Consider the following 17,079-nt stretch of genomic DNA (forward strand, 5'->3'; position numbering starts at 1 on the left):
ATTTATAACTAAATATTAATAGAGATTAAATTTTCGGGTGTTATTTAATCTGATTAGTTTCTAATTTATATTTAAATATCTTTTTTCTGTAACTTTAGATTTAAAATATGCATGCAATAATTTGTTAAATCTTATTTTTCAACAATTAACATTGTCGTTTTCTTTATTTAGGGGCAATTTGTCATACAAATTGGTCATATAAGGAATGATAACGATGACAAATGAAGTTTTTTTCCAAAATCTATTATCACATGCTGACGTAACTATTAATGGCTCACGACCTTGGGATATTCAAGTTCATGATGAGCGTTTATATAATCGAGTATTAAAAGACGGTTCATTAGGCTTTGGTGAAAGCTACATGGATGGCTGGTGGAGTTGTGATGCGGTTGATGAAATGATCAATCGTGTATTACATGCTCGTATTGATGAAAAACTTGATTTATCCGCTAAATTAGCTGTTGGTTTAAAAATTGGTGCATCAAAAGTAAAACACCTTTTTAATCGTCAAAGTATTGATCGAGTAACGAAAGATGTACCTTTCCATTATGATTTAGGTAATGATTTATTTGAATCAATGCTTGATAAACGTATGACATATACTTGTGGCTACTGGAAAAATGCAACAGATCTTGATAGTGCTCAAGATGCAAAACTTGATTTAGTTTGTCGTAAAATGGGACTAAAACCTGGTATGCGTCTACTTGATATCGGTTGTGGTTGGGGTAGCTTTATGATTTATGCCGCAGAAAATTATGGCGTAATTTGTGATGGCCTAACGTTATCAAAAGAACAGTCTGCTCTTGGTCAGCAACGTGCTGATGATCTTAATCTGCCAGTGAAATTTATTCTAAAAGATTACCGTTTGCATGAGCCAGAACAGCCTTATGATCGTGTAGTGTCTATCGGTATGATGGAGCATGTTGGTCCCGAGAACTATGAACAATATTTTAAATCTGCTTATAGTTATCTCGCTGATGATGGTATCTTCTTATTACATACTATTGGTAGTCCAGATTCTAAAACAGAGACAGATGCGTGGATTAATAAATATATCTTCCCTAATGGTGTCGTGCCATCAATGACACAGATTGGATCTGCGGCAGAAGATTATTTCAATATCGAAGATGTGCAAAATATCGGCCCAGATTATGATAAAACATTAATGGCATGGAATGATAAATTTGAACAAAACTGGCCACAAATTTCAGAGAAATACGGTGAAAAATTCTATCGTATGTGGCGTTATTACTTATTGTCATGCGCCGGTGCCTTTCGTTGCCGCGATTTAAACGTATGGCAATTTGGTTTAACCAAGAAAGGTGCAGAGTTGCCTTTATGTGTGCGTTCTAACTAGCGGTTACGCGATTAAACCATTTGTTTAAAATAACAATGCCCTTGTAATGAGGGCATTGTTATATGGGTAATATTTACGTAAATAATTAACTATGAATTATCAACAGTAATGGCTTTTTTATGCTTTGATTTTTTCGGTTCTGGCGTAATAATTGGTTCAATATCAACGATTTTTGAACGACTCATTATAATTTTCCAGCGCTGAATACGAACTGTTTTATCTTCATCTGTTTCTTGAGTGATCAAGTTAATTAGATGTCGTTTTTCAACCGATTCTTTGGTTACTTGGCCATCATTAAGTTGGTATAACCGTTGTGAACCTTTTTCCATCAAGGTCGCGACCGATCTAAGATCAAGAATGATTGATTCACGTGTTTGTTCATAACCACTTAAGAACTTGGTTGGTGACATTCTGGTAGTGCTTTTATAATGCAAAATGGTTTCTTCACGGTGAGAAACATTATGCTTACGTGTTTTACGAATAACATCGACTAAGCTATCGTAATTAACAAACTCTAACCACTCCAGTTGACGTCCAATAACATGACCCGTATTTGCATCAAAAAATTGTTTGCGCCAGCGTGCTTTTCCTTTACGCATCCAGCGCCATAGCATGGTTTTTAAGTCGTCTTTAAACACTTCACGAGCGGCATAAATAACCGATAAAACCAAAATAAAAGAGGCAGTGATATCACCTAACATACCGCGTGCTTTAATAAGCATTAAGGTAACAAAGATCATCACAATACCCGCCGCTGCACCAGTAACAATTTTGCGAGTATTTTTACCCAACTCCACGGTTTTCTCTTTCATCGTTACAGGGTATTCAATCAGACGCCGCAATAAGCGCATCTTATTTGACATACGCGTTGGATCTTGCATCGCTCTTGCTGAGTTATAATTATTATCTATACGGTGCTGGGCTTCTTTTTGGCAAATTTCTAATAGTAGAGGTTTGATTTCATTGTACTCTGCGCCACGGGGTAAGTGAGCGATAAGTTGCAGAAAACGTTGCTCTGTAAACCATGATAAATAGTTATCAATATTTTCATAATACTTAAGTAACTTTTTATCGGTTGGTATGTTACGGCGTAACCTTTTTAGAATACGAACAGCTAACTGTGCTGCTTCTTCTATTTCTTCTTGTTTAGATTCACTGCTATCTCCTAACAATTGCTGCGTTGTTTTTTCCAAGGCTAACGCATATTGATAGGCATAGAGACTTAAACTTAAACGGTACTGCTCGATAGAGAGTTTACCTCGGCTTGCAAGGCGACTATGTACTAAAGGCAGATGGTTTATATCACTGAAATAAGTACGTTTGCCATGAATGGCATTATGATAAAACTCTTCTTCAGAGATGATATTGGCATTTAACCCAAGTTCACCAGGGATAAAAATGTACATATCAAGCTGTCGATTAGTTGTTTCATGAATTACATGAGATATTTTAAGTTTATGCCCATCTTTTTTATCGACAGTAATCACTTTTTATTTTCCCTCCAACGGATAATGCTAAATGGCATAAAGTGGTTTCTCTTGAGGTTATACGAGAATAAGTTTTTGTCCATTATTTATAAATCACAACTTATTAATGCTAATAGGATGAAAAAACATCAAATAATTGCAGATAGGTTGGGCGAAGGCTAACAACATCACGTATAATATCGACATCATAAGCGCAACCCGTGCATTATAGCGCATTGCCTAGTCAGCGGTAGATATTAATAATTACCGCTAAAAAATTGATTGATAAAGATATTGAACCAACTGCACTATAAGCGTGTTGTTGCCTATATAGAGAGTACCTGATACATGATTAAAATTGGACAATACAACACACTAGAAGTTATCAAGCTGGTAGATTTTGGCGTGTTTCTTAATGGCGGTGATGACTTCGGTAATATCTTGTTACCAAAGAACACTGTGCCTGCAGGTACTAAGCTCGGCGACAAGCTTAAAGTTTTCATTTACTTCGATTCTGAAGATGAAGTGATTGCAACCACTGATGAACCATTAGTTGAAGTGGGTGGTTTTGCTAAATTGCGTATTGTTGGTGCCACTACGATTGGTGCATTTGCTGACTGGGGTTTACGTAAAGATCTTCTTATTCCATTTAGTGAGCAACGTCGTCGCTTAGAAGAAGGCGAAGAAGTGATGGTTCGTGTTTACACGGATCGCGCATCTGGTCGTATTGTTGGCTCAACTAAGTTTAACCGTTTCCTTGATAAAACACCTGCAAACTACAAAGTAGGTCAAGAAGTACAAGTTATCATCGCAGAAACTACCGAGCTTGGTTATAAAGCGGTGATCAATGGTGAACATTGGGGCTTATTCTTTAAAACAGAAGCATTTGGTAAGTTGTTTATTGGTAAACAACTAAAAGCCTACGTTCAAGAAATTCGTCCAGATGGCAAAATTAACCTATCACTACAAAAAGTAGGTTTAGGTAAAGTTGATGATTTGGCGGATAAGATCCTGACATCGCTAGAAATCAAAGGTGGTTTTATTCCGGTAAGTGATAAATCAAGCCCTGATGAGATCTTCCGTGTTTTCCGTACGAGTAAAGCTACGTTTAAAAAGACCATTGGTGGTCTGTATAAGAAAGGCTTAATTGTGATCGAGAAAGACGGAATCCGTCTTAACGACAACGATTAATCATCACTGGCATTGATTGCTATTAGTGAAGACAATAAAAAACCGACATACCACTAGAAATAGTTAAAGATGTCGGTTTTTTATGAATATTTACTGTGGGTTATTACTCTTTTTGGTGGAGTAGTTGTTCGAATTTAGCCATATTCCAACCCATTAGTACGCTATCTCCAATTTTTATAACAGGAACAGAACGGGCGCCGGTGCGACTTAATTCTTTTCTACCTTGTGGTGTTGCTACATCGACTAAACGAAAAGGATATTTTTTGGTTTTCATGTACTGTTGAGCATCTTTACAATGACCACAGTTTTTTTGAGTAAACAGAGTAATACGTTTCATAATAATTAATTCGCTACGCTATTTACTACACACCGAACAGTTTGGTTGCTGCATCAATTTCATTTCACGCCAGTTCATGCTCATTGCATCTAACATTAAGATCTTACCTGTTAATGGAGTACCGACATTGGTTGCCACTTTAATCGCTTCCATTGCTTGTACTGCACCTACAATACCGACAACAGGCGACATAATACCAGCTTCAACACAGGTTAATGTCTGTTGTCCAAAGAGGGCGCTTAAACATTGGTAGCAAGGTTCACTATCGCGATAGCTATAAACACTTATTTGACCTTCCATACGAATAGCGGCCCCAGAAATAAGCGGGGTTTTAGTGGCAAAGCATAATCGGTTAAGTTGGTTACGTGTATCAACGTTATCACAACAATCCAACACCAAACTATGTTGTTTAATCAGTGGTAATAACTCGTCATCGGTTAAGCGTTTAGCGATGGTTTCAACAGTTAAATAGGGGTTTATAGCCGTTAATGCTTGTTTAGCTGATTCAACCTTGAGCATGCCAACAGTCGCATCAGTATGTAATATCTGACGTTGTAAGTTAGAAACTTCAACCTTATCATCATCAATAAGTGTGATTTTTCCCACGCCGGCGGCGGCAAGGTATTGTGATGAAGCACAGCCTAAACCACCAGCACCTAAAATTAACATCGATGAGGCTTTTAATGCTTCTTGGCCTTCGAAATCAAATTGGCGCAGAATAATTTGACGATTATAGCGCAGCATTTCTTGATCTGATAATTCAGCATTGGCATGTTGTTCTATTGTCATAAGTGAAATTACCGTTATTACCTATTTATTTGAGCATTCGTTATTTGAGCATTCGTATTTGAGATTGCATCTAGCTGGTGATGCATTAACCGCTATTTAATAGATAGTAAGTTAATGCACCGCTAAAAATTAGTACATGGTGTGGTTAAACATTTCAATGGTTACTAATTCACCAGCTTCAACACGGCCACGATCTTGTTCTAATACCACAAAGCAGTTAGCGTGGTGCATTGAGCTGAATGCACCAGAGCCTTGATTGCCTGTTGTTGCAACTTCAAATTGGCCATCACAGTTAATGCTATAGATACCACGTTGGAAGTCAGTACGGCCAGGGCGTTTCTTAAACATTGAGGTTGCTTTGGCTTGTAAACGCACTGGTGGTTGGTATTGGCTATGACCTGCTAGTTTAGCTAACATCGGTTGAACTAATTGGTACAGGGTTAGCATTGCAGAGACTGGGTTACCAGGAAGACCACAGAACCATGCATTATTGATCGTACCAAAGGCAAATGGTTTACCCGGTTTCATGGCTATTTTCCAAAAACCGATTTGACCTTCTTGATCTAAAATGTCTTTGGTGTAGTCAGCCTCACCGACACTTACGCCGCCAGATGTGATCACAACATCAGCATCTGTTGATGCGGTAAGGAATGCTTGGCGAAGTTTTTCTGGGCAATCTGGAATAATACCGAGATCTAACACATCACAGCCAAATTTTTCTAATAATGCTTTGATACCATAACGGTTGCTATCGTAAATTTGACCAGCTGCAAGTGTTTCACCGACAGGGCGTAATTCATCGCCAGTTGAGAAAAAGGCGACTTTAGGACGGCGGTACACTGCAAAAGTCGCAATACCTAATGATGCAAGTAATGGCATTTCACGGGCTGTTAAACGAGTACCTTTAACTAATACAGTTTCACCGCAATGAACATCGTCGCCAATAGGGCGAATGTTATCATTGGCTTTAGGCTTGATGTTGAACTGAATGTTATTGCCTTCAACTTGAGTTTCTTCTTGCATGATAACAACATCAGCGCCGACTGGAATTTCAGCACCAGTCATAATGCGAACACATTGCCCAGCTTCACATGTCCCCGTAAAAGGAATACCAGCAAATGATTTACCAACCATAGTTAAGGTATTGGTAAGTTCAAGATCAGCAGCACGAAGAGCGTAACCATCCATTGCCGAATTAGCAAATGGCGGCACATTAATAGGAGAAAGAATATCTTCAGCAAGCACCATACCCATTGCATCAGCTAATGCTACCGTGGTGATTGTTGTTAATGGTGAAACCTGAGTCATAATGTTATTTAACGCAGTTTCAACGGTCATTAAACCTGGTACGTCGCAGCATCCCATAATCGAATCCATTTATTTAGTAATGATAATGATGTGAGCAGATCTGAAAAATTCTCAGTTGAAGTTATCTTGCTACAGATTTTTACTAAGTATTGTTCAGAACGCTAGTTAATAGATAGTTTACCCTTTATTGGTTACCTCGGTAAGAGATTGAATATACTAAAATACACTTGAAGTACGTAACCATAAGAAATTTGGTGGTGAAATTATTCTCATTTGGGGGTATTCTGCTAAGGATTTTAGCGCTGGCAAGGTCAGAAGGGTATGTCTTTTTTATTCTACCTAGGTCAGCTGGAGGAAGAGATGACAGCATTAAGTGTATCTGCAATACAAGTACGTGACGCCTTAGCCGCCCGTGGTCTAGAAACCCCGATGACAGCTGATGTAATCAGTCGCGAAGAAAAGAAAGAAAAAATTGAATACCATATGCGTGAGGTGTTATCGCTATTAGCATTAGATCTTACCGATGATAGTTTGGTTGAAACACCACACCGTATTGCAAAGATGTATGTCGATGAAATTTTTTCAGGTTTGGATTACACCAATTTTCCTAAAATCACAGTGATTGAAAATAAAATGAACTGTGATGAAATGGTACGAGTAAAAGACATAACCTTAACCAGTACCTGTGAACACCATTTAGTAACGATTGATGGTAAAGCAACGATTGCCTATATTCCACGTGGAAAAATTATTGGTTTATCTAAAATTAATCGTATTGTACGTTTCTTTTCTCAGCGCCCACAGGTGCAGGAACGTTTAACTCAGCAAGTATTAGTGGCATTGCAAACACTACTTGAAAGTGAAGATGTTGCCGTTACTATTGATGCAACCCATTACTGCGTTAAATCTCGTGGCGTAATGGATGCAACCAGTGTGACCACAACAACAGCATTAGGTGGTATTTTTAAACGTAATCCAGCGACTCGTGCTGAGTTCTTTAATGGTATTCGTTAAGCGTTAATCACTACCATAGTTGATGTTCTATAGATGCCTGCCAATAAATTATTGGCTGGCATTTTTTATTTATATTCAAGAGACAATAGATGGATTTAATTAGGCTTTCTCGCATTAGCATGAAGCACCTTATTACCTTGCATGTGATGTTAGATACTCTGAGTGTGACAGACTGTGCGCAACGGCTTTGTGTTAGTCCATCATCGGTCAGTAAAACCTTGAGTCAGCTTCGAGATACACTAAATGATGAGCTGTTTTATCGTCATGGTAATCGTTTAGTGTCGACACCATTGGCGCGTCGATTAGGGCCGACAGTACATCAGATGATCAGCGATATGAATCAGATCATGACTCAAGAAGAGTTTGATGTCGCTAATTATGCTGGTAGTTTTTCACTGTCGATGCGAGAAAGTACCTTTGAATTGATTGCTGCACCTTTGTGTGAACATGTATTGAAACTTGCGCCGAATATTCGTTTAGATATTTGGTCTAAAGATAATATTGGTGTTGGCGGGTTAGCGAAAGGGGTGTTGGATTTTATTATTTTGCCACATGATCTTAGTCAACCACCGAATATTGATAATAACTTAGTGTGGGAAAATTTATTTACAGATGAAATGGTGTGTTTAATGTCACATCAGCATCCACTCGCAACGCAATCACTGACGATTGAAGACTACTTACACTATGAGCATATTGGTATTGTCGATAATGATCTCAGTGTGCCATTTTTTGAAATGCAGCTTGCACAACAGCACCGTAAACGCAAAGTAATGGTGAATGTTGCTGACTTTGGTGTTGCAGCAACACTGTGTAAAAATACTGAGTTATTGTTTACTTGCTCAAGGAAATGGGCCGAAGTAGCAGCGCAAGCACAATCACTAACCATGAAAGAATTGCCGTTTAATTATGGGCAAGTTGGTTACAGTTTAGTGTGGTATCAACCCAGCATGAATGATCCTGCGTTGCGATGGTTGTATAAACAAATTATCACTGTAGGGTACACAATCGGTCAGGTTAATAAAGAAACATTATAGCGACAATGTTGAACGAAAAAAGTCAGTACTGATTTGGTGATCACTACTGACGATAGTTTTTAATGCTGCTATACATACACGCTAGGTAAGATTAAATTAGTAACATTACGTTCAGTCAGTAATGCAGCTAATGCCTCGATGTTCTCTTTTTTACATGTTGTCCAGTTGAGAGACTCACCAGTAACTCCATGATGCTGAAATGCATTGAGCTTAATACGTACACTGCTATCTAACGCTATTAAATAAGCTGCAACATCATCGATATATTGTTCATAATCGGTGATCTCGGGGATCTGTAATAAACGGACTTCGTATAGTTTTTGATGCTGACTTAACCAATTAATAGTGGCTAAAACACGATCATTATCACGACCAGTTAACCAGCGATGGGTGCTGTTATTCCACGCCTTTAAATCAATCATTGCGCCATCAAGATAGGGTAAGACCATTTGCCAGCCAGTAATGCTTAAACTGCCATTACTGTCGATCATACAGCTCAGATGCTGCAAAGTAGTATCGGACTTTATGGCTTTAAATAATGCGATAATGTACGGTAATTGTAGCGTCGCTTCACCACCCGTTACGGTTATGCCATTAATAAAGAATAAATTATCTCTGATTAAAGCCAGAGTATCCGCTACTGTTAATTGTTGTGTTTTCGGGGTCGATTGCTTATTACATGCGCTTAAACAACCATCACACTCAGTGCAATTCGACATATTCCATGCCACAAACGGTTTATTGTTTTGGGTTGTAAGCTGTAGTGATTGCGTTGGACAACTTGGTACGCAATCACCACATTGATTACAGATATCAATTGTTTGTGGATTATGACAGTTTTTGCAGCGGTAGTTACACCCCTGCAAAAACAGCACCATACGATTGCCTGGGCCATCAACACATGAGTAGTTCAATATTTTGCTGACTGTGGCAGAAATCATACTATGGATATCTTTTTATTTAGCTGAATAAACGGGTGACATTTCACGACTAACAACACGAGGTTGACGCTCTAAAATACGTGTATTTTCAGATGCTTCTGTACCCAACCAGGTGGTGTTCGTACGTGATCCTTGCTCTTTGAATTTTGAAATATCAGACAACTTAACCATGTAACCTGTTATACGAACAAGATCATTGCTGGCAACGTTTGCAGTAAATTCACGGAATCCTAGAGCCAGTGCGCCTTTGCATAGTTGCATTAATGCCAGTGGATTGTTTTTAATCGTTTCTTCGATAGTCAAAATCTCACTGATACCTGAGGTATAGTATTGATGGTGCGCAGCCAGTGCTTTAATGTGAACCACTGGATCAGGTTCGGTACCATAAGGAATACGAATACCCGGCGTGACTTCGTGGTCACAACTAATACCACCTTGTGAGTGCAATAGAGCGCGGCCATTTAAACCGTATTTTACTGGTGTTGTGGTGACGATTTCATTTAATGTTTCACTGATTTTCAGTGCGATAGCATTTGCTGCTTCGTTGTGACCATACTTAGCTGTTGATCCTGATTTTTCCATCAGAATGTTTACGGCTTCAGCCATACCGAAAATACCAAACATAGGTGCAAAACGGTCTTCATTGATTAAGCCTTCTGTGGTCAAGAAACCATTAAAGAAGTTTGATTCTTCATGCAAGAAGGCTGAACGTGCTTCAATCAGTTCAAACATCAGTCCACTGTAATGTGGCAGGGTGGTGGTTAGGAACTCTTCAACACTATTACTACGTAGTGCGACTTCTTTTAAGTTCATACGCACTAAGGTGTTGGCACCACCAGCAACAGGTAATGAGTTATAGCAACTTACGATACCAAAACCAGGCGCACCAAATGCGTCTGCAAACATTGGATAGTTAGCAATGTGTGGCTTGCTACACTCACAAATATTGTCACACGCTTGTTGTAATAAGCTTTCTGGTGTGATTTGTGGGTCATACATAAATGTCAAATTGGGTGCAACTTGTTTAAGTTCTGCATCAATGGTTAAAATCATACGACAGACGATGTTATCTGTTGGACCAATATTAACGTGCATGAAGGCATCTGGTAGGGTGCGGTCAAGCATGATCCAGAAATTTTTCAGCTTACGGTATAGTACATCGTCACTTATATTAGTAACAAAAGGCAGTAAGATTTGGTCAAGTTGACCAAGGTAAACTGGAATATTTGTGACTGACGGTACGTGATGATAAATGATCGTCAGTAGGTTAATTGCTTCATCTAAATCAGTTGCAGCCTCTAGCTCTAAGTATTCAGAACCTTGTTGTAAAAATTTAGCGTAATCAGGAAGAACATAACGAGGTTTAAAAGGTGCATTACCTTCAAACATATCACAAATAATACCAGCATCTTTTGCTGCTGAAACGTCAGTGGAAATTGGCATATAGTCGACAATAGCTTCTGCTTCCAACGACAGGAACAATGTTTTTTGCTTTGCACTTAATGTTGGATCAGTAATGATATTTTTAATTTTTGTTTGTAGTGTCATTGCTATGTTCTTCTTATATCCATAGGTTTTGTGCGGCTAATCTAACGGAGAATATATTTTTCCAGAAGTGAAAAATACAGAACGGTATTTTTCCAAAATGGAAATCCATTGTTTAATGCAGCTAAAAGTTATGTGATATAAAAAAATGCGGTGTACAATAGTCGCAAAGTAAATCAATCTTCAAGATTATATTAAATAAACAGGCCTTAAGTTTGTAATTTAGTAACAACAAAATAGCATTATTCACTATTACTATTTTCATCATTGTAAAGTGGTTGTTGTAGCTAGGAATGCTAAATAAGCATAATCAATGAGCAATTAAAAGCGCAATGGTGAGATATTTCTTCTTTTTCACATCGATTTTATTTTTAATAAAAGAATGTTTTTTTAGGTTTTAAATATCATTCAATTGTAATAATATCAATGCATTGAAGGTGTTTTTTGTTACTTTTAAAGATAAATAATTGTGATGTGACATAATTAAATTTTAAAGTTCCACTTTTTGAATTGTATCATTTGTCTAAATTTGTCTAAATATAGATAGTTAGTTTTTATGAATTACCGTCATTGCATATCAAATAAGATAGGCTGTAATGCTAGGTATAGTGTATTTTGTTCTATTATATAGGTAAGGATCGCTTTGACGATGTTAAATCCTCAACGTGTTGTTGCTAAGCGTGTTAGCAAGCTTTTAGTTTTATCGCTGATGGTTCCCGGTAGTGTTTTTGCTGCTGAAGCGAGCCCTGCTATTCCACATAATGTTGCAGTTGCATCAAATACAGCGCAAATTGTCGGCCCAAATACTGTGCTACCTCAGATTCCAGCAGGTACGCGAAAAGCACCGTTAACAGCAGGCAGTGTTGATTGGTCATCATTGAATAATCAACACTTAGTTAGCACTAAAATGTTGTGTGGTAACACCGCGAGTAACGTATGTTTTGCACCACAAATAGAACAAGCTTATGCACAAAATAAGTTTTACCCATTGTGGAATACTGTTGCATTACGTAAAGAATTGACGGCACAGCTGCAAATGGTCGCAGATAGTAAAATGCTACCAGGCATTAGCCAGCGTTTAAGTGAACTGAACAAACTTGAGCAACAAGGTAATCTGCGTGGTTATGACCTTTTAGCAACTGATACTTATTATGTTTATCGCGCGTTTTTAAATTATATTGCTCATAACCGTAATGTGTTATTTTTATCTGAGCCTCTAAATATGAGCCAAGTAATGGTTCAGTATGGCAGCGATGAAGATGCATACCCAATGACAATCGCGAAGCTTACAACATATCGTCCTACTTATATTCCATTTGAATCAACCATGAAAATGATTGAGAAGTACCAACAATTGGCACCTCATCATTTAACCCGTACAAGCTTTAAGTCAACAGTGTATCGTCCTGGTGATGTGTTGCCTAATGGCCATGATGTGGTGCAGGTGCTTTATCATTTAGGTGATCTAAGCCAAGCGGATCATGATGCATTATCTGTACAACCAACAGTGAAAAATGCTGGTGCATTGTTAGCAAGTATTAAATTATTTCAAAAACGTCATGGGCTAACGCCTGATGGTATTGTTGGTTCTGCGACAATTAAGCAATTAGCGATGCCATACAGTGATATTGCGCGTTTATTAGCGTTAAACACTTTACGTATGTCAGCATTAAATCGTCATAATGATACTCGTGCTCATATCTGGGTAAATATTCCTAACTATAAGCTAGAGCTTTACGATAACGGTCAAAAAATGTTTGAGTCTAAGGTAATTGTCGGCCGTGATACGCGTCCAACAAACCTATTCTCATCAGCGATAACAACAATGGTTGTTAATCCATATTGGAATGTCCCTGTTACGATTAAGCAGCATGATGTGATTCCAAAAGTGAAACTTTCTCGTGATTACCTGAAAGCTCATAACATGCAGATTTTAAATAGCTGGCGAGATCGTACTGTTGTACCACCAAGTAGTATTGATTGGGAAACAGTGAATCCAAAAACATTCCCGCATGAATTTCAGCAAGGTCCAGGCCCACATAACTCATTAGGACGTGTTAAATTCTTGATGCCAAATGATTACGCTATTTTCTTACATGACACACCATCTCGTGGTTTGTTTAACCGTAATAAACGTGATTTAAGTTCTGGTTGTGTGCGTGTTGAGCGTGCTGATGATTTAGCTAATTATGTGATTGACTATCAAAAACGCAATAATATTGATTCTTTTAAATCAATGCTTGATACTCAAAAGAATAAAGTTGTCAGTCTTTCAAAACGAATTGATGTTGATTTTGTTTATTTAACCGCGTGGGTTGATCAAAATGGTCACTTGCAAATGCGTAATGATATTTATGGTTATGACTCACCACAAGCAACGCCAATTAAAACAAAATTCGTTACCATGAAAGATTTTGTTAAGCGTTAAAAAATTACCGACTGCATAATATTTATAAAAGCCAGCACATAGATTGCTGGCTTTTTTGTGTGCTAAATATCGTGGCGCAAGGTAGAATTTAATTATTGTTTGGAATCAATACAGTTAGAGTGTCATTGTATGACACAACGAGGAAGTAATGTTAAAAGCTATTTTTTTAGATATGGATGAAACCTTATGTGCAACGTCGGTTGCTGACAAACAAGCGTTGGCCACTTTAAAACATTATGTCCAATCACAGTTTCCAACCTTAAATGCAGATATTTTTTGTCAACGCTATATTGCAGGGGTTTATAAACAGCTCAATGATGAATTCCCACAGTTAGTGGCATTATTAGATAATGAACTCCTGTTTAGACAAACGTTAGTCCAAACTTTATTTGCTCAACAACAACTGACCATTACTTTTGATCAGGCCGTTACTATTCAAGCCTCATTTGATGATGGCCGTATGGCTGGATTTGATTTTTTTCCCCACGTAAAAGCGATGTTAGCTTGTTTACGTCAGCAGTATAAGCTGGTGGTGATCACCAATGGTCCAGTCTTTTCACAGCGTCCTAAACTGGCTGCGACAGCAATGGCAGATCATGTTGATTATATTATTGTGGGCGGAGAAGAACCTGAAGAAAAACCTGCACTAAGTATTTTTCAAAAAGCATTAGAGTTAGTGGGTTGTCAGCCTAATGAAGCTATTCATATGGGGGATTCATTGGCAGCAGATATTGCAGGAGCTAATGGCGCGGGCATTGCGAGTGTATGGGTTGATACTGGTAAGGCTAGTGATCATGATAAGCTTTCACAGAACACGCCAACATACATCGTGCAACAGCCACAACAGTTGTTAGATATAATTAATCAGCACATTGGCTAATATAACGGTTTAAGAGCCTGTTAATGCCTATAAAAATGCCACTGCTTTAACAGTGGCGTTTTTTAGTGAATGTGTGGTGACGTTAGTTTATTGTTGTGTTGTTTCTGTTTTACGTGTTTTCCATAACGAAGCGCTGATAGCGATAGTGATAGAAAGAATAATTACACCTAATGAAATCACTGTTGGAATCGCATAAGGTGAGCCAACAAGCAGCATTTTGATACCAATGAAGCTTAGAATAAAGGCTAAAGCAACACGTAAGTAGCAGAAGCGGGTTAGCATACCTTCTAATACGAAATACAGTGAACGTAAGCCAAGTAGAGCAAATACGTTAGCTGTAAAGACTAAGAATGCTTCTTGAGTAACGGCGAAAATAGCTGGAATTGAGTCAAGTGCAAACATTACGTCGGTTAAGGCGATAACTGCTACAACGACTAATAATGGTGTTGCAAGCCAGCCTTTGCCATCTTTGACAAACATTTTATGGTCATGGTAATCGTCTGCAACTCTAAAGAAGCGTTTAACGAGACGAACAGGGGCTGAATTTGAGAAATCCTCTTGTTCTTCTTCACCTTCACGCCAAAGCTTAAAGCCTGTGTAAAGTAAGAAAACAGCAAAGATATAAAGGATCCAGTGGTAGTCAGCTAAGAGCTTCGCACCAACCCCAATCATGCCGGCACGTAAGATAAGCGCACCTACAATACCTAGCATTAAAATACGTGGACGTAATCTTTCTGGTACGGCAAATTGACCAAAAATAAGTGCGAACACGAATAAGTTATCAACACTGAGAGATTTTTCTAATAAGTAACCAGTAATAAACGATGTTGCTGCTTGTTTATTAGTATATGTGCTTTCAGGTGCCATTTGTGGCCAATATAGGTAAATAAAGCCCATAAAAATAAAGGCTAAACAGACCCAAAAAACACTCCAAAGTGCAGCTGTTTTGATCGATATTTTACCACCGCGTGTTTGGTACAAATCGAGTGCAAGCATTAATACTGTTAATACAGCAAATCCTTCATAACTAAAAATACTCATAGAGTTCTCTCTTTATATAAATATCTAACGCGATAATTTATTGTTATTAAGATTATTGTTTATTTTGAATATTTATAAAATCACAAATAAAAAACAAGTTTCATAACAAAAAGTTATTACGCAGAATAAAATACGAAAGGTATGCCATAGGCGAGCCTAAACAAAACCTTCCGCGCATTAAAAAAACCCACGTAATTAAATTACGTCGGTTCGATTACATTTTTATGTAAACGATAATGGCATTGGTCTCGTCAAAATGGTGCTAGTAGTGTTGTCTATGGGTGACAACGATGACTATTAGCAAATCCATTCACGGCTGCCGGAAGCTTGTGGCTTCGAGATGACGACAGGCGAACAATTGTGACTACTCCCCAAACGGGGCAATTTTAGACTTGTAAGCAGTAAGTTACCAGTCGTTTTTGAGGTTAATTTGATTCAATATCTTAAATAGCGTTAATTTGGAACAATTGATTGCAAATTTGACGAATAAAATACCGTTTAATTATTTTAGTCGTGTGAAATAGGCAGCTTAGTATGCTGACAATGTGTTCAAAAATGAAGTTTCTGTTGATAACGTGGATAGCGACTCAATGCGAATAGCATCATGACGCCAATATAGCAGATCACAATCAATTATATTATCGTATTGATCATAGTTGAGCCGTTCAACAAACATTGCCGGGCTGCCTGCGGTGGCACGTAACTGGTTTTAGACCTGATTATGTTGTTGTGACGGATGATTCTATTCCTGGAATTATTGAAGGAAAAATGTAGGAGTGTGAACTGTTGCAGTATTGACGTCAGGTAATGAAGCTGGCATGACATTCAATCAGTATCAACATGCAGATTTAAATACCTAAATAAAAGTGCGTGAGACAGCAACAACGGCATTTCGTGGCTCTAAACCTGATTATATGATTGATACAGTTGCGGATGTATTTATCGTTATTGAGACAATTAATGAGCGCTTAGCGAAAGGAGAGAAGCCAGCTTAATGTATGATAGCTGAAGTTAAGATATATTATTCCCATTAACTATTTTTTACGAGCAATCAGTGATTTTATAGATTATATCTTTGTTAAAGGGTATTAATTGTTTGTCTTGTGTTAAATTATTGTTTTATTGGTGTTTTTTGATTAACTATCTATAGTTGGATCGTGATTTCTATCACATATTTTAATTGGAACATGTACAATTAAAATTAATATAGAAGTATAGTACTTGCATTCGTTAGCTCAACGAACGAATGCAAGTAGTATATAGAATAAATATCATGTTTCTGACTAAGGATAGCTATGGAAACAGTAATTGATAACGTTGCAGAAAATGCTGTTGTTTTTGATTATACAAAATTTCTGTCTAAATCATGCCAGCAACGTTTGTCACTTATAGATGCTCTGAAGTATTTAGTCCCGTCACTTGAAATAACGGTAAAAACAACAAGAAACCGTTTATCTTGTATTGAGCGATTAGAAGAAAAAGCATTAAAGGTGTTATCAAGCAATGCGAGTGATACACAGAATTTAACTCGACTGTTATATTTAGCTAAACAAGAAGGTATAAAGCAACTTATTGTTTATCTTCCATATTCTCTTGAACAGCATCAACTTGATGAAATTAATAATAAAATAAATAGTACCATTGAATTTGTTCAAGATAATACTGAACAATTACTGTTTATTTTAGATTAAAGGTAATTAAATATAAAAAAGGTGACGATTATCGTCACCTTTTTTATGGATTAT

The 17,079-nt window shown here is 37.6% G+C and carries 14 protein-coding genes and 1 pseudogene; 7 read left to right on the forward strand and 8 right to left on the reverse strand.

Translation table 11 applies throughout. From position 1 onward, the window contains the following. Nucleotides 1-214: 214 nt before the first annotated feature. A complete protein-coding gene (cfa, locus tag BTN98_RS04885) occupies nt 215-1,357 on the forward strand; it encodes a cyclopropane fatty acyl phospholipid synthase (protein ID WP_061000279.1) in 1,143 nt (380 codons plus the stop codon). Between the two features lie 89 nt (nt 1,358-1,446). Here cfa and BTN98_RS04890 read toward each other — a convergent pair whose 3' ends face one another. Next, nucleotides 1,447-2,844 (reverse strand): hypothetical protein, encoded by a 1,398-nt coding sequence (locus BTN98_RS04890; protein WP_061000277.1) that lies wholly within the window; start codon nt 2,842-2,844, stop codon nt 1,447-1,449. 327 nt (nt 2,845-3,171) lie between these two features. On the opposite strand from BTN98_RS04890, the gene BTN98_RS04895 reads away from it, so the two are divergent. Continuing rightward, complete coding sequence (locus BTN98_RS04895; RefSeq protein WP_061000275.1) at nt 3,172-4,014, forward strand: CvfB family protein; 843 nt, start codon at nt 3,172-3,174, stop codon at nt 4,012-4,014. Nucleotides 4,015-4,117: 103 nt separating this feature from the next. Here BTN98_RS04895 and BTN98_RS04900 read toward each other — a convergent pair whose 3' ends face one another. From BTN98_RS04900 to moeA, 3 genes are all read right to left on the reverse strand, one after another. Then, the gene (locus tag BTN98_RS04900) at nt 4,118-4,351 is read right to left on the reverse strand and encodes a glutaredoxin family protein (protein ID WP_061000273.1); all 234 of its coding nucleotides are present in this window, start codon (nt 4,349-4,351) and stop codon (nt 4,118-4,120) included. 18 nt (nt 4,352-4,369) lie between these two features. Then, nucleotides 4,370-5,140, reverse strand: coding sequence for a molybdopterin-synthase adenylyltransferase MoeB (gene moeB, locus BTN98_RS04905; protein WP_061000271.1), 771 nt, complete (start codon nt 5,138-5,140; stop codon nt 4,370-4,372). Nucleotides 5,141-5,269: 129 nt separating this feature from the next. Beyond that, the gene (gene moeA, locus BTN98_RS04910) at nt 5,270-6,505 is read right to left on the reverse strand and encodes a molybdopterin molybdotransferase MoeA (RefSeq protein WP_061000269.1); all 1,236 of its coding nucleotides are present in this window, start codon (nt 6,503-6,505) and stop codon (nt 5,270-5,272) included. Between the two features lie 303 nt (nt 6,506-6,808). Between moeA and folE the strand changes: the two genes are divergently transcribed. Beyond that, complete coding sequence (gene folE, locus BTN98_RS04915) at nt 6,809-7,462, forward strand: GTP cyclohydrolase I FolE (RefSeq protein WP_061000266.1); 654 nt, start codon at nt 6,809-6,811, stop codon at nt 7,460-7,462. An 89-nt stretch (nt 7,463-7,551) separates the two neighbouring features. Beyond that, complete coding sequence (locus tag BTN98_RS04920; RefSeq protein ID WP_061000264.1) at nt 7,552-8,499, forward strand: LysR family transcriptional regulator; 948 nt, start codon at nt 7,552-7,554, stop codon at nt 8,497-8,499. Nucleotides 8,500-8,567: 68 nt separating this feature from the next. Here the strand turns inward: BTN98_RS04920 and BTN98_RS04925 are convergent, their stop codons facing one another. Both BTN98_RS04925 and BTN98_RS04930 read right to left on the reverse strand, forming a co-directional pair. Then, nucleotides 8,568-9,440 (reverse strand): YjjW family glycine radical enzyme activase, encoded by an 873-nt coding sequence (locus tag BTN98_RS04925; protein ID WP_061000262.1) that lies wholly within the window; start codon nt 9,438-9,440, stop codon nt 8,568-8,570. Nucleotides 9,441-9,455: 15 nt separating this feature from the next. Beyond that, a complete protein-coding gene (locus BTN98_RS04930) occupies nt 9,456-10,988 on the reverse strand; it encodes a YjjI family glycine radical enzyme (protein ID WP_061000259.1) in 1,533 nt (510 codons plus the stop codon). A 646-nt stretch (nt 10,989-11,634) separates the two neighbouring features. Between BTN98_RS04930 and BTN98_RS04935 the strand changes: the two genes are divergently transcribed. Continuing rightward, nucleotides 11,635-13,413 carry a L,D-transpeptidase family protein gene (locus BTN98_RS04935; protein ID WP_061000255.1) on the forward strand — a complete coding sequence of 593 codons (1,779 nt, stop codon included), beginning with the start codon at nt 11,635-11,637 and terminating at the stop codon, nt 13,411-13,413. Between the two features lie 148 nt (nt 13,414-13,561). Continuing rightward, nucleotides 13,562-14,293, forward strand: coding sequence for an HAD family hydrolase (locus tag BTN98_RS04940; RefSeq protein WP_061000252.1), 732 nt, complete (start codon nt 13,562-13,564; stop codon nt 14,291-14,293). A gap of 87 nt (nt 14,294-14,380) precedes the next feature. Here the strand turns inward: BTN98_RS04940 and BTN98_RS04945 are convergent, their stop codons facing one another. Further along, nucleotides 14,381-15,334: a TerC family protein gene (locus tag BTN98_RS04945; RefSeq protein ID WP_061000250.1), complete on the reverse strand. Its 954-nt coding sequence runs from the start codon at nt 15,332-15,334 to the stop codon at nt 14,381-14,383. 529 nt (nt 15,335-15,863) lie between these two features. Continuing rightward, nucleotides 15,864-16,037 (reverse strand): annotated as a pseudogene (locus tag BTN98_RS20170) (UTRA domain-containing protein); the annotation flags it as partial. 592 nt (nt 16,038-16,629) lie between these two features. Here BTN98_RS20170 and BTN98_RS04950 point away from each other — a divergent pair. Further along, nucleotides 16,630-17,025, forward strand: coding sequence for a hypothetical protein (locus BTN98_RS04950; RefSeq protein WP_061000248.1), 396 nt, complete (start codon nt 16,630-16,632; stop codon nt 17,023-17,025). Nucleotides 17,026-17,079 lie beyond the last annotated feature (54 nt).

Origin of the sequence: Photobacterium aquimaris, assembly GCF_002954455.1 — a bacterium.
Lineage (GTDB): Bacteria > Pseudomonadota > Gammaproteobacteria > Enterobacterales > Vibrionaceae > Photobacterium > Photobacterium aquimaris.

Coding starts and splice junctions, on each gene's coding strand:
- cfa (WP_061000279.1), top strand. CDS start 215: ATGACAAATGAAGTTTTTTTCCAAAATCTATTATCACATGCTGACGTA.
- BTN98_RS04895 (WP_061000275.1), top strand. CDS start 3,172: ATGATTAAAATTGGACAATACAACACACTAGAAGTTATCAAGCTGGTA.
- BTN98_RS04900 (WP_061000273.1), bottom strand. CDS start 4,351: ATGAAACGTATTACTCTGTTTACTCAAAAAAACTGTGGTCATTGTAAA.
- moeB (WP_061000271.1), bottom strand. CDS start 5,140: ATGACAATAGAACAACATGCCAATGCTGAATTATCAGATCAAGAAATG.
- moeA (WP_061000269.1), bottom strand. CDS start 6,505: ATGGGATGCTGCGACGTACCAGGTTTAATGACCGTTGAAACTGCGTTA.
- folE (WP_061000266.1), top strand. CDS start 6,809: ATGACAGCATTAAGTGTATCTGCAATACAAGTACGTGACGCCTTAGCC.
- BTN98_RS04920 (WP_061000264.1), top strand. CDS start 7,552: ATGGATTTAATTAGGCTTTCTCGCATTAGCATGAAGCACCTTATTACC.
- BTN98_RS04925 (WP_061000262.1), bottom strand. CDS start 9,440: ATGATTTCTGCCACAGTCAGCAAAATATTGAACTACTCATGTGTTGAT.
- BTN98_RS04930 (WP_061000259.1), bottom strand. CDS start 10,988: ATGACACTACAAACAAAAATTAAAAATATCATTACTGATCCAACATTA.
- BTN98_RS04935 (WP_061000255.1), top strand. CDS start 11,635: ATGTTAAATCCTCAACGTGTTGTTGCTAAGCGTGTTAGCAAGCTTTTA.
- BTN98_RS04940 (WP_061000252.1), top strand. CDS start 13,562: ATGTTAAAAGCTATTTTTTTAGATATGGATGAAACCTTATGTGCAACG.
- BTN98_RS04945 (WP_061000250.1), bottom strand. CDS start 15,334: ATGAGTATTTTTAGTTATGAAGGATTTGCTGTATTAACAGTATTAATG.
- BTN98_RS04950 (WP_061000248.1), top strand. CDS start 16,630: ATGGAAACAGTAATTGATAACGTTGCAGAAAATGCTGTTGTTTTTGAT.